Here is a 17,673-nt window from a genome sequence, read left to right on the forward strand (position 1 = left end):
CTCATATCTAATATGAATAGTATGAGCTAGCATTATAAAGCGATTGTATCTCAGGTATAGAAACCGGAGGATCGCTACTGAACTCTACACCGGTCGTCATGAACGAAGCCATACACTCCTCTGTACAAGCCTCAATTGTTTCATAAACGTAAAGATCCTCAGATACCCATACACCATGTACTGCATCTTCTACAACCCTTCTAGAAGATCCATCTGAGAGGTCCAAGACCCAAACTTCAGGTGAAGTACTGCTCATATCTACTGTATACAAAACCTTCTCTGTCCCTTGTAACACATACGGGTCGAATGCTGATTGTCCAACTGGTGTTACAGATACTGCTTCATTAGTTCTGAGATCTATAGTCATCAAACCATCTCCAGACTTATAGATCAACCTATCCGTATCTATCCACTCTGGGTGAGTAGAGTTCTCGATCATTATTCTTGAAAGGTCAGAAGTGTCATACACATAGATCGTGAAATCCATCGAACTTCTAAGCGAAGATGTACTTATATCATAGAACCTAGTTCCATCATTATTAAATCGCATTGTTTGATCATCATCCTCGAAGCCACCTCTACCATAAACTTCACCATCCGTAACCTCATCAGCTACTTCAACTGAAACGCCATCCACATAATAAACAGTAAGTACTGTGGTTTCTGCTACATACACATATGTATCAGGATCGAAAAAATCATACTCCATCATGAACTCATCAGGACCAAGCTCACGTACCGTATTAAGAGATCCAGACTCAAGATCGTAGGTATACAGAGCACAACCAAAATCATCGGTGACAGTCTCACAGCTTCCAAAGCCTATTGTTCCAATATCTATCACATCGATCCTCCCTACATTCATTACATCTTCAGAATTATCCACTAGAAGTTGTTCTGCACCTGTGTCGAAATCATATGAGTAAATATCATAATCCTTAATATAAAATAGCATTGTAGGCAGAGGATCTTCTTCGACCACATCATCTACTACCTCTGCATCCTCACCATCAGTAATATCTGTATCGTCATCAATTCCTTCTGGAGATTCGTCTTCTGTAATTTGTTGATCGTTTCCATCATTATCATCAGTATCACGGCTAGTACCAAACCAATACGCTAGAATCCCTATAACGGCGATCAAGATCAGGAAAGTAAGTGCTAACAGTAACTTCGAGATAAATTTGTTACTTTTTTGTACTGTAGTACCTTGAATTTCTGAGGAGGTCTTTTCTGACGAATGGTCGAGATCATTCGCATTGATCTTACCTGTCGAAACTTTGATGTTCGGATCGTTATCTATTGAGGCTTCGGTATCATTGGTCGGTCTTGCTGTATTTGTGGATCGGGGGTTATTTATTTCTGTCGTGCCAATTGTTCCGTTGGTATCGTTAGCATCGGTTGGATCTACTGTGCTGTTCATCTCACTACTTCCGTTTACAGGATCGATACTTTGTGGAAGAGGCTCCTTGCCTTCCAATGGCTTTTGAGCATTACTCTCATCAGATGGAATAGGGGGTGTTTTAGCGGTATCCATAATATCCTCCAAGGTTACCTTAATAGGAAATATTAACATAATTACATCAGGTGTTGTAGCAAGTGACACAAGAATATCTGAATGAAGAAGATGTGATTCCTATTTTTTGTCGGGATGACAGTCGAAATCATTAACTCGATTGACACAAAACACCTTTCCCTAGGAATCTTAGCATCTAATATAGCTCTGAAATAGGAAATAACCGCATATACTCTTGTAGTCATATGTTTACATCTTCAGATCGTACAAAAAACAAGTAAATTCACTAAACTATATAGACAGTCACACGATACAAGAATACACAATGGGCTGGTTTATAGGTGTTGTAAAAACAACCTAACTACATATATAATACATATATCTCATCAGGTAGTAACTTTTCAAGCGATCATATGAAAGATCTAAATAGAGCTATACCAAGTATAGAACTGATCGAAAGATTAGAGAAATTTGCTGACACAAAAGATGAGAACGATATTATCCGCCTCCTGATCCGTACACTTAAAGCATTTCGTAAGTATAACGTTCTCGCATACTATCTTATGATCCTATCAAGGTCTGTTTTTATCGTACTTATATACCTTTCTCTTTATTTCCCAGGGCAGATAAACAGTCAGGTGGTTATACCTTTGGTCTTTCTACTCTTATCAGCTCGAGTTTTTTCACGTCACAAACTTTTATCATACAGAAACAGGTTGAGCAGGATCCTTGAAAATCTTTTTGACAAACTACTTGAGATGATCCTACAAAGATACAAATCCTCACTGGGTGAATATCTCCCACAGTCGCCCAATATCAAAGAGATTTGCAAAGATCTAGTGAATGCAGTGTTAGCAAATACAAATCTTAATAAATCAGAGTCCGTGATAATAGGAAACTCTTCCGCTGTAATAATACTTATCATTTATACAGCTGTTACACACCAACCAGTGCCTTATGAGTTGGGCTTGTTGGTACTCATCCTTTTCATCTTGTACCATATCCTCACACATTATGGGGATAGTTTTACTAATATGAGTATGTTGTTACTTCAAGATATTGACAAGCTAGATTCCCGACTTAAAGACACTAAACCCCTCCTCACAACAACAAGGATCGATCTATATGATTCAGATTATATCGAAGACTCAGAGACATTGATCCGGTTGATATCAAAAATAAATATACTCCATACTACGATAGAAGATCTTATACCATTTGTTTTCATTTTGATCCCTATTCTTGCTGGATCTCAGCTTGCGATCCCTTTGATCGCCTCTATGATTGTTATGAGTTACCTATCCGCTACATTGAGCATTACAAATCTAGAACAGATACATAATGCCCAAAAACGCCTGGAACAGCTAGATGAGCTGGTGGGTTCGATCCGACTTTGTGGTCAAGAGATTAACTCAAGCAAATATCTATCACTCGGCAAGGAGGTCTGTGATCAAAGGATATCTGCAGGTTCGTATGATAGTATGGGGAGCTTTAGAGTTGAAGATCTGAAGTATTTTGTTGGGAGAAATAGTGAAAAATATCAGATCCATGCATCCGAGCTAAAATTCCCCACAAAGAAGATCTCCATCCTACACGCAGGATCTGGTAGCGGAAAATCAGTTCTTGGAAGAGTCATAACCATGAAATATGCAGATTTTACAGCCAAATTTATTGGGAGAGGAAATTTCGATTTTAGATGCTTTGACTCGCTATCCGATGCTCTATCAGTTTTGCATTTCAGCACCCTCAGAAGTATTGAGACCAGCTATAGGAATATTTTGAGCGTTTATCTTTTCGATTCATCGATCCAGAATTCTTTTATTGACAAGATCATTGAACTCTCCGAATCAAGATCATACGAAAACGTACTGAAATATTATGAGGATTACAAAGATTACTATTCATCTGTACTCCACGATCAAAATATTCAAGATATCCTAGATCATAAGGATCGTATAAATCCTAGGGAACTCACGATTAAAAGCAGAACAAAATTGGCAGAGCTGTTCAGAAATATCGAAGGAGGCTTAACAACTGAAGAGTTAATAGGTATTGGTAATCCTTTGTTGAGAATTGGACTAATTGCAGAGTACATAGCCTTTACCCATCTACAAAAGTTCATACCTGAATCAAATCAATTCTTTATGGATGCGATCCTCTCGGAACCACCGATCTCCCAAGGACAAAAAAGGAGGGTACTTTTTGCGATAGATATCTTCCTCAAGGGTGATCTGTATGTAGCTGATGAACTACTTACAAATCTCGATTTTGAATCAGCCAAGGGTATGTTGGATGAGGTTATCAGTTATACAGAAAGATACAACGCTCCTATTTTGGTGCTTGATCAAGAGTTAAACCTTTCTCTGGTGAAATATCTACAGGAGAAAAAGAAGTTAGGAAATATCTATACATTCAAGAAGAGTGGGGATTCAGGTTATGAGATCGTACGAAATCGAATGTTAACCCGCGAGACCTATCATTTGATATCAAGATCAATGACGCAAGACCTCTAATTGATAACAATGCTCACTTCCGTAAGGTCGTTTTTATTACTCACCAGTCCCTCCCGGGCTTGCGTCACGCTTCGAGAGACACAACTTAGACAAACCTTCTCGAGACCATCTAATTTCTGCCACTTTTGCTACGCTGTCGATGTGGACAGCCCGACCAGCAACAAGGTCTACGTTTACCTTTAGATATATCCTCCCCTAACCTGACGATGTGGGACTTTCTTGTTTCTGGTCTTTTCACAATTGTCACCCAACAGATCCATTCGTTACGAGCAAGAGGTGTTAGAGAATTCCATCTTGTCAAAATATCTTGATCAGACAACAACTTCTTTTTTAGATCTTCAGGGACTTTGTGAACTACACCAGTAGATACTTTTATTCCAATCATTTGAAACAATCGTGTGAAATATTTGAATAATAGTATCACGCCACGCTAGTCATATAGAAATGCTAATAATCAACGATGTTTGAGTAGGTAGGTTCAGAAACCAGATGTGTGTTGAATATATGTGTTTACCAAATATTAATCATCTGATTGACCAGAATCGAAGCTTGGAGGACTCCAAGGCTTGTTTTCATCTAATTTTGTTCGTCTCATGGCTTCATCAGCAGGGTCAGTGTTGTGGGGTACTGGTCTTGGCAAATTAGCTTCTGCTGAACTTTGAATACTTTTTGTAAGCTCAATCACATCATGGGGAAGTTTCTCATCAAATCTAAGGTGTCCTGTTCCCTCTGTTGTTGGTGTTTTTGGTGTCATGAGCGACCATCTAAGATTAGATTATAAAATTTACTTCAACTATTTTTTATAGCAAATCTGACAATTTCTGGCAAATCGGGAATGGCACACCACAAATCTTATATTCGATAGGTTCGAAGTGAAATTATCATGCGATTGAGCCGACTCCCTCGGCATGAATGCCGGGGATTCCGGCTAGGGGTGTCATTTTAGGATTGTGAAGAAATGTACCTTTTTACCACCCCCTCTTCTATCTCACCTACTGTTACTGCAAAATAGCCGTCACACCAAAAGCTATCCCCCCATAGAAACTCATCTAGGTCTGGATACTCTTGTTTTAATAATCGACTACTCACACCTTTAATCTTATGCATTACCGATGATAAACTCTCTCGTGGTTTAATTTGGATTAACATATGAACATGATCAGTCTTGATTGCTAATTCCTCTATCCACCATTTATTTAGTTTACAACCTTCATACAATATCTCTGTTATGCGTGTTGATATATCCTTACGAAGGATGTTCTTTCTCCTTTTGGGTATCCAGACTACATGATACCGAAGTCTGTGTTTTGTGTGAGATCCGCTCCAATATTTCTTCACATCCTAATTATGACACTTCGCTCAGACGCCCTCAACAATGCTACGCCTTGTTGTGGATCAGTTCGCTTCATCCCCAGTCTTAAAAGACTTGGGGTATTCGCGTCGACTCAATAATTTGGTCTCCCATGCCAGAGGACCCTTTCATCATTATCAAGAAAATCATTAACTGTCTTCATGTCACGATCCATAATTTACAACGACTAACATCCAACCATTGAACCCATTTATCCAGGCCAATTTCAGAGATATTCGTAAATATCTGGATATCAACATAGTATCATTTCATACACCAACTTGAAATATCATAAGTCACTTTACGAGCCTTACGAAAAGCTGTTAGATCAAAACGTCACAGATTCTCTTTCAGGGTGCCATATTCTTTTCTGGAAGGCCACACCTGTCCTGCTTCCTGCTTGATCATGCCTCCATAGATCTTTGCATTAGGTCTTAACTTCAGTTTTTCGGATAATTCCTTAAGATGCAAGAAAAATGTGTTTTCTGCTTCTTCACTAATTTCAAAATCATATCCTACATAAAAATAAATATCCCCTTTATCATCAACAGCTCCTCGCACTAATGAATTCATTAATTCATCATGTTCTCTTGAGATCCAACCCTCTCTTTCAAACCATACAGCATGAGAATACGGTACTTTTGCTTTTGCAATATGCAGTTTATTTTCATAGATACAAAACATCCTCCTACTTCTATGAAAAGCCACAGTTTTTTCATCTTCTGAAAAACCATATTTTTTATCAAATTCATCCATAGTTAACCTAAATAGTAAAAACTTATTATGAATATCTACACTTGTATTTGTTATTGTGTAATTACTTCAAGTCTGACGATGTGTTTATTATACAATCTTGATCTTTTTTAAGATATTTTTTAAGTTTGTAGTATATTCCAAGTTTCTGTACAGCCGTTTGTTATACACACATCAAATTTGCATTATACGATCAGGGATAGACTAGATATTCCCATAATAACTTCCATCTATCGAGCATGATACTTGGATCAACATGTGAGGCTGGATGAAAGTTAGGTATTATGACTGCACCATTTTGTTCGATAACTCCACTCCCTAATTTACTGATCTTTTCAGTCAAACTTTTCCCCTCCAATTTCAGGTCGTAATATCTTTCAACTTGGATCAATGCGAGTTCGCCTAGTGGCATAATTATCATCGGTTCAATTATTTCTATTTGTCTCATTAAATATTCATACGAATTTTCTGTTTTTTGTAATTCATATTCACTTACCGGTTATTAATCTTCAAACCATCCTATTGTACAAATTATTCCAAGAACACGAAATGCAAATTTAACGCAATAAATACAATATACACACAAAATCCTACTACTCAACTTTTTCAGTAGGATCTTGATCACAATTTCTTTCGGATGGTTGATGAACGTGATTTCACCTGTCCCGACTATAAGTTAGCGGGATGGCGGAGAGACAGGGATTCGAACCCTGGGTACGCTTGCGCGTACAACGGTTTTCAAGACCGTCCCTTTCGACCGCTCAGGCATCTCTCCAATACTTGAGGATTATATCACACACTTGCCAGATCTTAATGCGCATCATAATACATAGGGCTATACCCGGCACTCAATCGAGTGAAAAGATGCTTGAAACAATTTACAAGATCACCAGAAACTGGAAGCTCCCAAAACTGCAATTAATTTTCAATCAGGTACACCATTTCCAAAAACACCTCGGATCACCTCATCAAGAGCCATTTCTCTGATCTCGAGATCTTCTATAGGCATACTCTGAAGGATCGAGGTCGAAACCTTTGAGATGTCATCCCTAGGAACACTGATAATTACCTGATGATTTGAATATTCAATGATCTGACCATATTTCTTCAAGTCAGATCGATTTACCTTCTTAGTCACAACAAAACTAATATTCTTATTAGTCGCATATTTCTTAACCAATTTATCAAGACCTCCATCGTACACCAACTCACCTTTGTCGATCATGATCACTCGCTTGCACAGCTCCTTCACATCCTCCATATAATGACTTGTGAGTATGATCGTTGTTTTAAATTCCTGATTGAATTCCTTAAAGAAACCTCTAAGTTTTTTCTGCATCAAGACGTCCAATCCTATCGTTGGTTCATCAAGGAACAGAACCTTCGGAGCATGTAATAGAGCTGCTATTAGTTCACATTTCATGCGCTGACCTAATGAAAGCTTACGAACTTGAACTTCGATGATATCCTCTATCTCTAATAGTTCTACTAATTTACTCAATCTTTCTCGGAAAACATCCTCTGGGATCTCATAGATCTCCTTATTCAACAAAAAAGAATCTATCGCGGGTAGATCCCACCACAACTGATTCTTCTGCCCCATTACCAAAGATATTTGTTTTAAGAAATCTCTCTTCCTATCCCACGGTGTGTAACCGAGCACATTCACTACACCATCTGTAGGATATAACAATCCAGAGAGACATTTCAAAGTAGTCGTTTTGCCAGCACCATTAGGTCCGATGAATCCTACAAGCTCCCCCTGCTCGATATCAAACGAGATGTTCTTGACAGCTTCTATATCATACGACTCACGGTGAAACAGAGATCTTACAGAACCCAACAACCCCGGTTGCTTTTTATACTGTTTGAAATTCTTAGTTAGATTGAATACCGAAATTGTTCTCTCTTTCATACTATTCATATTCTACATCATTTGGTAAATTTCTGTCCTATATTATGTCATGTCGTAATTATCATGACCACGGATGACACAGATTTTAAACAGAAAAAGACAGTTTTCTCTTTTTCACCGACTGTATAGACACTTTTTCCAATAGTAATGATAAGTGAACTAGCAAATCATTCAGCAGGATTGAGTAATTAGAAATTTGGACTGATTGCAAGGGGCGAATTGTAGGATCGTGGTGTGTATAAATCGTGGTGTCTACAGATCGTGGATTGCACAACTAGCATGTTGCACTGAAGGCGTGTTATAGGAACGCTATTTACACTGTCGTGGATTGCACAACTAGCATGTTGCACTGATCGCGTGTTATACATCGCAAATACAAGCAACTACCTCCCCTAATAACCCAATATCCAAAAACAAAACCCCTGATCAGATCGACCAGGGGTTATCCAAGAACAAGATCACAATCTGATCACTGATCCATTGTTTCATCAACCATTGTGTCAGGGACCTCTTCAGTCATTGTGTACTCAAATCCCTTCAACATTGCCTCTAATGTTGGTGTGAGATCATCTTCTCCCTCTACACAAGCATCACCAGCTGGCATAGCGTATAGATCTCCGATCTGACCATCAACTATGAAGAAGTAATGTGTCATAGTATCTTCATCGACCAACATATAAGCATCTTCCCCCAGTACCTGATAATCAAGCATTTCTGCTGTCTGATCAGGATAATTGATCTCAAGCCACTCTGATAATGTACCTTCGTATTCGGCATACATGAGTGTTGCCGAAAGCTCGCATGAAGTTCCTTCAAACGTAAACATAGTAGAACCGGTCTCAGTATTTTCACTCACTTGAGGATCGGCTAGAACTCCTAAAGCCTCATCAGCTACAAGGTAAAACCCTATTCCTCTTACTGTATCGGTATAACTCTTCATACTTTCCTCTTGTGTCCCATCTTCCATATTTTCATCATCTACCACTTCCTTATCCTGATCATCACTACCCTTGAAAGGTTCACACTTGTTTGTGTAGTAGTCTAGACACATCTGATAATCTGCAGCTCCGCCAGTCTGAATCAGTGTAGGTGGTGCTGGGATAAATTGATCATTGTACTGGTTATATAACAGCATCCCCAAACCCACTAGGTTGACGACTAGTAGCATTAGAACGATGATCTGATACACTCGAACCTCAGGAAGTACCCGATCCATATCGTTCAATTTCTTAATAACTCCCATAATGAACAAATTTAACTAAAATTAGAATCTATAGCTACATAGTAGACAATTAGTTTATGAATCGCAATTATTGATGGAGCTTATAGGCTTTGAAGAGAGGGTAGTTTCAGTTATATACTACTATATAGATAGAAGTTTATACTTGAAAATTACGAATAGTATCTACGAAAGAACCTTTTTTGTAGTCTTGAAACTCACTTTGGCAACTTGAGAAAGTTCATCAGCGCCATATCTATCTACGAAAGCCTTCGCCACATGGATCACATTTGTAGCACCTTTGGGGATGTCCATATCATACTTTTTCTCCATCTGATCCCATTCTCTTAAGAAGAATGCTCGAGCTATAACCGAAGCTGTAGCTACACTAGGATCTGATTCACCTTTATGAAACTGTTCCACAGGATATCGCTTGACCACATCAGAAAGCTCATTAGTGAGACGTTTAGATGATGCAGAGAACTGGTCTATAACGACCTTCTCCAAAGGTCTCTTTTCATTTTCTACCCTCAAGATCGTTCTGCTAAGAACCGTATCGTGTAACTTTGCCAACATCACAGCAACATTCTTGGTACGTAAATGTTGAAAATTGTATTCAGAGGGATGTAGCACTTCAACTTCGTATATGAGCAGATCCTTGATCTGCGAGAATATATCCAAGATCTTTATATCTGTGAGTTTTTTTGAATCAGTTATACCGATCTCATTTAGATGATCAATAGCCATCTCATCAACATAGCATGCCGCCACTACCATTGGTCCGAAGTAATCTCCCTTCCCTACTTCGTCAGATCCGATACGAGGGGTCCAGTTCTGATAGTTCGAGGTGTGTGTCGTTGGATCAGAAGAATATGTGCCTGATCTGGCTCTCTGAACAACATTATTTCCTCCTATAGTGGTGTCGGTCAGCTCCTGTCCGTTTCGGTTTATCGTGGTGGCAGGATTACTTTCTTTTCCAATCTCAGATACATGTACACCAGAGATACCGCTCAATATCCCTACAGCTTTGTCGATACTTTTTCCTTGTACTACAATTTTTCCGCTTGTATACGCTATTACTGTGCAATTAGTCATGATAAATCGTGCCTGTTCATAAGGAGACCTAAGAGAGGTTTCTTCCAATCCCCCCTTCCTTAACCTATCGAGTACACTCGGAAGTTGTCGCTTGTCTACGGATATACTTACTGTTTTCTGCATTATATCTCAATGTGACGAATTGATATCATTTACTTTCCAACCATCAAAAATATTGTAGATACTTAAATCTCTCAGCAACTTGGTTGTACGATCAGCGAAATTCTTTTTGAATTAAGATGATCGTACGATCAAGATCAGTATGATCATACAATATTAACCATTACCCAAGATGACTCAAGATCCCTTTTGATCGATCATCTACAGTACGATCTTTCGAACATCTTGACCATTCACCCCATCTAAAACCTCGTATCCCATCTCCTTAAGCCTATCGCGCAAATCATCGGATCTTTGATAATCCTTCTCTGCTCGTGCCTTTGCCCTCTGATCTACCAGGTCTTGCACCTCGGATGGAAGATCTTTTTCAAGAGCTTTTTCGATAGATTCCCTCAATCTCAATCCCAATACACGATCGAATTCTAATATTGTCCGTACCTTGTCGCTATCTTTGCTCTCAGAACCTAGAAGTTCTGATATTACGGCCAATGCTGATGATACATTCAGATCATCCATTAAAGATTCCCTAAATCTCTCATCGTATGCTTTGAGAATATCCCCTTCGTCAAGACTCTCTGATCCCCTAACAAGCGAGAGGATCTTATCTATCAAGCTCTTTCTGGCATTTTTAGCGCTTTCCAACCCATCTTCACTAAAGCGGATCGGTTGTCTGTAATGAATAGACATAAAGTAATATCGAAGATCCAAAGGGTCGTATCCTTTTTCCCGAAGTTCGACTAGGGTGAAAGCATTGCCTTTACTTTTGGAAAACTTATCACCTTCTTTGTTTGTCAGAAATTCGTTGTGCAACCAGAATCTCACAACCTCATGTCCGTATGCACCGATATTCTGAGCTCTCTCATTTGTATGATGGACTGATATATGATCAACGCCTCCAGTATGGATGTCTATATACTCCCCCAGGTATTTACAACCCATTGCACTACACTCGATATGCCATCCAGGAAAGCCATCTCCCCATGGACTTTCCCAATGTTGAAGATGTTTCGCATATTTTCCTGTACGTTTCATCCATAGTACAAAATCGGCAGGGTTTTTCTTATTGGGATCTACTATAACTTCATCACGGACTCCGACCAACTTATCCGAAAGTACCTGACGACTAAGCTTTGTATAATCTGGTAGTTTTGTGACATCAAAATACAATGCTTGTTCTGTTTCGTATGTAAACCCATTTACCTCTATCATTTTATTATGTGCGATCATATCCTCGATATGAAGAGTTGCCCTTGCCCATCCATGATCCTTGGTTTCGTCTGGTGTCATATCTAGCCTGGTTTGACTACCATCAGGCTGTAGGTAGTTCATCGAGTAGAAATCCTGCGTCACTGTATTTATGAAATGATCCGAGATCTCTTGTGGTGTTTTTCCTTCTGATCTTGCAGTATTCTCGATCTTATCATCTCCAAAATCCTCATCCTCGGTCATATGACCGACATCTGTGAAATTCACCACCCTATCAACATCATAACCGAGATACAGAAGAGTACGATGTAAGATATCCCAGTTTGCATAAGCTCTAATATTTCCTAACTGCATCCGCCAATACACTGTTGGTCCACAGTTGTACATACGAACTAAATTCTTCTCGTGAGGTACGAACAGCTCCTTCTCTCTGGTGAGTGTGTTGTACAGCTTTAGCGCCATATTACTACTGTGAAAAAATTACTTATACGATTGTATTAGTATTTGTAGAATGTGTCCAACCTATAAATGGTATAATAGATCCTACAACATTTTATTCACACATTAAGAAAAAAGCCATTTCCACTGAGCTAGCACCATTAGCTACTGGTCCATTCTCTCAAGCAGTTGATGCAAAGGGACTCGTATTCACATCGGGACAGATCCATCTCACTCCATCAGGTGAGCTATTAGAAGGAACTATACAAGAGAAAACTCATCAAGTCCTGAAAAATTTACAGAACATCTTGGATGCAACCAGATGTACTTTCGCAGATGTAGTGAAGGTGAGTATCTATGTCACAGATATGTCCAATTATGCCAGTATCAACGAAGTATATGCTACCTATTTCAAAGCACCTTTTCCTGCTAGAGAGATCATCTGCGTTAGATCGCTACCACTTGGGGCAGATCTAGAGATCAGTATGATCGCGGTAAAGAAAACCTAGAGGTAAGATACTGTTTTTTTGAATTTTGATCGTGGATTTTTGGTTGACGGGTTGGGGTTTGGTTGATGGGTTGGGGTTGGATGGCTCTGCTTTAATGCTATGTGCGGATCATTGCCAAGGTTTGATCATTGCTCATTCGGAGTTAAACAGCTCGCCTACCCTCTAATGCTCTTAGTAAAGTCGTACGGTCAGCATATTCAAGATCTGCCCCAGTCGGAAGACCCATCGCCAATCTTGTGACCTGGATGTCATCAGAGATATTTCGTATAGCTTCATGTATAAAACTAGCTGTTGCTTCTCCTTCAAGGCTAGGGTTTGTTGCAATTATAACTTCCAGCTGTTTATGTTCCTCATAAAGCTGGTTTATCCTTCTGGTCATCTGTGCCATACGCAATTCCTCAGGTCCTATCCCATCTGCAGGAGAGATCACCCCTCCAAGCACAAAATACAACCCATTGAAGATACCGGCTTTTTCGAATGCAACAACATCTAATGGCTCTTCAACAATACAGATCTTATGAGAATCCCTCAATGGTGTACTACAGATCTCACATTCTGAGGTTTCAGAAACATTAAAGCACTTCTGACAAAAGACGACTTTCTGATCCATTTCGATCAGTGCTTCTGCTAATGCTGAGGCGTCTTTATTGGGAGATCTCAGATAGTGATATGCCATTCGGGCTGCCGACTTGGGACCAACACCGGGGAGCTTTTCGAATTCCTCTATGACTTTTTCTACTGCCTTTGTCATCCCGCTAACTTATAGCCTGAAGTTATATGCAATGATGATCCACACACCCTACTCTGCTTAAAGGATTTGAGGTGTCGGATAAAAAGGAAGCTATCCTCCGAGCATACCTCGTAAACTGTCGAGGTCCATATCCTTCATCATCTCTTTCTGAAGCTTCTTCTGGTAATCTTTAAAGGCTTGGGACATACCTGTTTTTAGAGTTTCAAACTCTTCAGGGGACAACAACGAATCATCGATATTGATATCTACGAACTCTTGTGCTGCATTCATGTGCAGTCTTACCCTACCGTCTTTTGATTCTCCTGAGAGAACCTTCTCACGGAGCTTCTTTTGCATTGCTTTTGCTTCTCTCTGCATCTTATAAAGATCCTTTACGTTTGATAAGGGATTTGCCATTTGTGTAATTATATTTAATTAAGGAATTAACACCATGCGATTTTAGCAGTAATAATCGATCGATGCTATATCATTCAACCGATAACTTTAATATCGGCAACGAATAATTCATTGAGCCGACTCTTTCGTCATAGATGCCGAGGATACCGGCTAGAGGTGTCAAGTTAGGATTATGACATTTCGCTCAAACGCCCACAACAAAGCTTCGCAATGTTATGGATAGGTATGCTTCATCCCCAGTCTTGAAAGACATGGTGTATTCGCATCGGCTCAATGAATGGATTGCTCTGTGCCTACAGATCAGCAAATATCGCCTCGACCTTCTTACTGATACGCCTCTTTTTGGCTGGTTCTGCTTTGGATTGCGGAGAGGTGCTTTCCTGTTTGGAAGCGGCAGTTGTTGAGCTAGGTGGGGTAACCACTGCATTGGCAGAATTCTGAATACTCTTTAACACCACATCTGCACTGGATGGCTTTTTACGTTGTATGGACTCATTTACTTTGCACCTTACAGCTATCGTTGAGCCTACAACCTCCTTGAAAACCTCGTTTAAAGCCTCTCGACTTCTTGGTGCCTCTATCCGATCCTTATGAAATTCAAAGGGGACTTCAAGCAGAAGATATCCGCCTTCACTCCCTGCTACTTTTGCAGCTTTCAAAAATGCATAAAGATGACCATTGAATCTCTGGATATTCTTAGTGATTTCTCCCCATTTCTGTTCGATCAGTGCAGGGTCAAAACTATCATTGCTTCTCTGAGCACTTCCAGTTCCATGATCGTTTGTATCAGACCCAATAGAACCATCCTCTTTTTTACTGTGGCCCTTGTCAGCTCGAGTTTGTGGTTGCTCTGTTGTCGATTTCACATCATGTTTCTCTGATTGCTGTGCATCATGTTCTACTGATGGCTTTTCATCTTGGTCTTGTGTCTGCTTGTCAGACAATTTTTCATCGTTATCCCTTCCTTTCTTTTGACCTACTCTTGTATCGACTTTTTGGACTTCCTCCGATCCTTGATCCTCATCTTGTATCTGAACTTGATTTAGAGCTGATTTCGAGCCTTTCTGACCGCTTTGTGTTTGATCTTTGTCAGAAGCTGATCTCAGGTCTTTCTCCGAGGCTGACTTCTGATCCGATCTTTTATTTACCCCGTTCTTCGGAGGGATTTGGGGTGAAGTTGGGGAAGCAGTGCTTCTTGTCGTTCCCGATCTGCTCACAAACATTTCTGCAACAACCATCTCCAGGATAAGAGCAGGCAGGGGGGCAGTTCTAAGTTTCCTGTCAGCTTCTATAAAAAGATTCATCATCTGAAGGATCTCTCTAGTATCTAATGATTCTGCAAATGAGTATTCTCCATCCTCTTTTCCACTTAACTTCAATACTAGGATCTCACGAAGGGCAATTAGTACGAATTTTACGAACTGCTGAAGATTGACACCTTTGGAATCTAGCTCATTGATCAACGCAATACACTCAACGGTTTCATTCATTGTTAATTTCTCAAGCAGGTAGTAGACCATCGTTGAGTCAGGGATCCCCAATATCCTGCGTACTTCAGTATCACTCACCTCTTTTGGCTTCTTGCTCTCGGCTTGACCACTTACCACCACATCCAACAAAGATAGTGCATCACGATAACTACCATTAGCATTCTGAACAAGCAGAGCCAAAGCCTGATCAGCCAATTTCACACCCTCATTATCCGCTGCCTTTCGGATAACAGCCTCAACTTCAAGATCTGTCCCCAGATGGAAATCATATCTCTGACACCTAGACAGGATCGTAGCGGGTAGCTTATGTACATCGGTCGTTGCAAGGATGAATACTACATGTGGAGGCGGTTCCTCGAGAGTTTTGAGTAGTGCATTAAATGCTTCTGTTGTGAGCATATGCACTTCATCGATTATGTAAACCTTGTATCGACCCTCTGAAGGTGCATATTCTATACGTTCCTTCAACTCTCGTATCTGATCTATCCCTCTATTTGAAGCAGCATCGATCTCTATCAGATCAAGAAATGTCCCTGATGTGACGGCCTTACATGCCTCACATTTATTACATGGGTTACCGTCCTTGCTTAGATCTGTGCAATTCAGTGCTTTAGCCAAGATCCTTGCCGTACTGGTCTTACCTGTACCTCTCGAACCGACCATAAGATAAGCATGTGAGATCATGCCAGAACGAACAGCATTTTTCAGAATGTCGGTAATATGAGCTTGACCGATCAATTCATCAAAGGTTTGTGACCTGTATTTTCTATATAGAACTTCTGCCATGTTGATTCATAATATAACTACTTGCTTAGTATTACTAAAATTTTAATGAATATGCATATTATGCCTATAGAAATACGATAGTAGAGGGTGCTTATATATCTACTTCTAGTAGAAGGGTGTCTACTCTGGGAGGGGGTCAAGTGTATCAAGTATTTCAAAGTACAGAATGACAATTGATATTGATTAACAATAAGTGCTATCGTTTAGTGGGCAGATTACCCTCTAAAATACTGGTATTAGCAAAATAGACATCAGTAACATAAAAATGATTTCGGGAATTCTCTCTAAGACGATACGTATCAGACGGTTTCCAGTAATCGTTTGGGTATTTATTACTTTTCTTTGAGAAGCTCTTTCTCAAACTCACATCTAGAAGGTTGAAGACGACTGATTCTACCAATAGTATCAATATATCAGGGGACAAAGGCGAAGGTTGGACTGATAGCAACTTAGTACCATTTCCAGTTTTTTCTAACTTCTTACAACTTTGTTGCATCCCTCAATTGGTACTTCTGCACAATCCCTAAAGATTAAATCGGGAGAAAGTATGATCAATCCTATGCAGATAGATCTTTTTTCGATACACCAAAGCTTCGCTGTAGACCTAGTGGTTGTTTGCATCTTAATTCGATTTGATCTGCGACTTTCAAAAAACTCATCATTCTACTATACAAAGTTATTTGGTCAGGAGTGAATTTGTCCCCCAAGTCTGCCACTTGTAGTCCTTGTAGTAATTCTTTTCTGTATGATTTGTAACCTGGGTCTTGTCTCATCGCTTGAGCAGTGTGCCTCAATACTTGTAATGCAGCAGAAGTCGACCTAGTATTTTGTTTGTCTTGATGTTCATTGAGATATAATTCCATAGTCAATCCATGGCTCCCTGATTTTACACGTCTAGTATCAGTGATCAACCTACCCATACCATCCTTTGCGAGATCGATATACGATACATTGTTTAAGTCAACTCTTCCATCTAATGGAACTCTCACTCCAGTAACAAAACGTGTCCTTTCTTCATTACCATGTGCAGAAGTACGGGGTGGCACTACTTCATCGTTTGAAACCACCGTTGCTTCTGTTTCGGTTATCAAAACACCTTGTCCACCAGATATAACGGTTACATCTGGTACATCGTTTCGATCTTCTTTCTTATGGATTGAAAACTGATAAGGGAGGAGAGCATACTCAACTTCGTATAAACGATCTGGTTCGGGCGCTTCTTCATAAACCCTAGTATTTTCTACGTCCGGAATTGTTACTCCACCACTTACGAGCGAATTTAACATCATAATGGTCACAGATAAATTATCATGGTTCTTTACTAACTTAGAGATATTCTCTCCTAAACTCTGTTACCAGAGTATCATAAATTTATCTTCAGTGATAGCTCCTCCATTCAGATTCTGATGAAGCCGCTCCCACGACCTTACGGTCGGGGTTTCGGCTATTCAAACAAAGTTTGTCCTGAATCTTCTTGACCCTGACGGATAATATATTTCCGAATTACAGACTCATTTGCTCCCACTGTTGTTACAAAATATCCCTCTGACCAAATGGAATCAGTTCCCCAATACACTTGCTTCAAGAACGGGAATTTTTGCTTCAAACCTACTGC

18 protein-coding genes and 1 tRNA gene are annotated in these 17,673 nt (G+C 39.7%); 2 read left to right on the forward strand and 17 right to left on the reverse strand.

Features of this window, described 5'->3' with window-relative positions:
- Nucleotides 1-7: 7 nt before the first annotated feature.
- Nucleotides 8-1,576, reverse strand: a complete 1,569-nt coding sequence (locus H6763_02025) for a hypothetical protein (protein MCB9803585.1) — start codon at nucleotides 1,574-1,576, stop codon at nucleotides 8-10.
- Nucleotides 1,577-1,929: 353 nt separating this feature from the next.
- Between H6763_02025 and H6763_02030 the strand changes: the two genes are divergently transcribed.
- Nucleotides 1,930-4,029 carry a hypothetical protein gene (locus H6763_02030; protein ID MCB9803586.1) on the forward strand — a complete coding sequence of 700 codons (2,100 nt, stop codon included), beginning with the start codon at nucleotides 1,930-1,932 and terminating at the stop codon, nucleotides 4,027-4,029.
- Between the two features lie 109 nt (nucleotides 4,030-4,138).
- On the opposite strand, the gene H6763_02035 is transcribed toward H6763_02030, so the two are convergent.
- From H6763_02035 to H6763_02080, 10 genes are all read right to left on the reverse strand, one after another.
- Nucleotides 4,139-4,414: a YdeI/OmpD-associated family protein gene (locus H6763_02035; GenBank protein MCB9803587.1), complete on the reverse strand. Its 276-nt coding sequence runs from the start codon at nucleotides 4,412-4,414 to the stop codon at nucleotides 4,139-4,141.
- A gap of 135 nt (nucleotides 4,415-4,549) precedes the next feature.
- Nucleotides 4,550-4,783 (reverse strand): hypothetical protein, encoded by a 234-nt coding sequence (locus tag H6763_02040; GenBank protein ID MCB9803588.1) that lies wholly within the window; start codon nucleotides 4,781-4,783, stop codon nucleotides 4,550-4,552.
- Nucleotides 4,784-4,971: 188 nt separating this feature from the next.
- A complete protein-coding gene (gene tnpA, locus H6763_02045; protein ID MCB9803589.1) occupies nucleotides 4,972-5,367 on the reverse strand; it encodes an IS200/IS605 family transposase in 396 nt (131 codons plus the stop codon).
- A gap of 349 nt (nucleotides 5,368-5,716) precedes the next feature.
- Nucleotides 5,717-6,136 (reverse strand): hypothetical protein, encoded by a 420-nt coding sequence (locus tag H6763_02050; protein MCB9803590.1) that lies wholly within the window; start codon nucleotides 6,134-6,136, stop codon nucleotides 5,717-5,719.
- A gap of 190 nt (nucleotides 6,137-6,326) precedes the next feature.
- Nucleotides 6,327-6,581, reverse strand: a complete 255-nt coding sequence (locus H6763_02055; protein ID MCB9803591.1) for a hypothetical protein — start codon at nucleotides 6,579-6,581, stop codon at nucleotides 6,327-6,329.
- Nucleotides 6,582-6,818: 237 nt separating this feature from the next.
- Nucleotides 6,819-6,908: transfer RNA gene (locus H6763_02060), tRNA-Ser, on the reverse strand.
- 150 nt (nucleotides 6,909-7,058) lie between these two features.
- Nucleotides 7,059-8,048 (reverse strand): ABC transporter ATP-binding protein, encoded by a 990-nt coding sequence (locus H6763_02065; protein MCB9803592.1) that lies wholly within the window; start codon nucleotides 8,046-8,048, stop codon nucleotides 7,059-7,061.
- A gap of 469 nt (nucleotides 8,049-8,517) precedes the next feature.
- Nucleotides 8,518-9,291, reverse strand: a complete 774-nt coding sequence (locus H6763_02070) for a hypothetical protein (protein ID MCB9803593.1) — start codon at nucleotides 9,289-9,291, stop codon at nucleotides 8,518-8,520.
- 162 nt (nucleotides 9,292-9,453) lie between these two features.
- The gene (rnhC, locus tag H6763_02075) at nucleotides 9,454-10,485 is read right to left on the reverse strand and encodes a ribonuclease HIII (protein MCB9803594.1); all 1,032 of its coding nucleotides are present in this window, start codon (nucleotides 10,483-10,485) and stop codon (nucleotides 9,454-9,456) included.
- A gap of 198 nt (nucleotides 10,486-10,683) precedes the next feature.
- Nucleotides 10,684-12,150: a cysteine--tRNA ligase gene (locus H6763_02080; protein MCB9803595.1), complete on the reverse strand. Its 1,467-nt coding sequence runs from the start codon at nucleotides 12,148-12,150 to the stop codon at nucleotides 10,684-10,686.
- Nucleotides 12,151-12,251: 101 nt separating this feature from the next.
- Here H6763_02080 and H6763_02085 point away from each other — a divergent pair, with 101 nt between their 5' ends.
- Nucleotides 12,252-12,635, forward strand: a complete 384-nt coding sequence (locus H6763_02085; protein MCB9803596.1) for a hypothetical protein — start codon at nucleotides 12,252-12,254, stop codon at nucleotides 12,633-12,635.
- 142 nt (nucleotides 12,636-12,777) lie between these two features.
- Here H6763_02085 and recR read toward each other — a convergent pair whose 3' ends face one another.
- The 6 genes from recR to H6763_02115 all read right to left on the reverse strand — a co-directional run.
- On the reverse strand, nucleotides 12,778-13,386 hold the full coding sequence (gene recR, locus H6763_02090) for a recombination protein RecR (GenBank protein ID MCB9803597.1): 609 nt from the start codon (nucleotides 13,384-13,386) through the stop codon (nucleotides 12,778-12,780).
- A 90-nt stretch (nucleotides 13,387-13,476) separates the two neighbouring features.
- A complete protein-coding gene (locus H6763_02095; protein ID MCB9803598.1) occupies nucleotides 13,477-13,782 on the reverse strand; it encodes a YbaB/EbfC family nucleoid-associated protein in 306 nt (101 codons plus the stop codon).
- 293 nt (nucleotides 13,783-14,075) lie between these two features.
- Nucleotides 14,076-16,058: a DNA polymerase III subunit gamma/tau gene (gene dnaX / locus H6763_02100; GenBank protein ID MCB9803599.1), complete on the reverse strand. Its 1,983-nt coding sequence runs from the start codon at nucleotides 16,056-16,058 to the stop codon at nucleotides 14,076-14,078.
- A gap of 196 nt (nucleotides 16,059-16,254) precedes the next feature.
- The gene (locus H6763_02105; protein MCB9803600.1) at nucleotides 16,255-16,554 is read right to left on the reverse strand and encodes a hypothetical protein; all 300 of its coding nucleotides are present in this window, start codon (nucleotides 16,552-16,554) and stop codon (nucleotides 16,255-16,257) included.
- A 61-nt stretch (nucleotides 16,555-16,615) separates the two neighbouring features.
- Nucleotides 16,616-17,347 carry a hypothetical protein gene (locus H6763_02110; protein MCB9803601.1) on the reverse strand — a complete coding sequence of 244 codons (732 nt, stop codon included), beginning with the start codon at nucleotides 17,345-17,347 and terminating at the stop codon, nucleotides 16,616-16,618.
- 155 nt (nucleotides 17,348-17,502) lie between these two features.
- On the reverse strand, nucleotides 17,503-17,673 hold a 171-nt coding region (locus H6763_02115; protein MCB9803602.1), incomplete at its 5' end, for a transposase.

It is taken from the genome of Candidatus Nomurabacteria bacterium (assembly GCA_020632395.1).
Lineage (GTDB): Bacteria > Patescibacteriota > Dojkabacteria > SC72 > JAHDCA01 > JACKFQ01.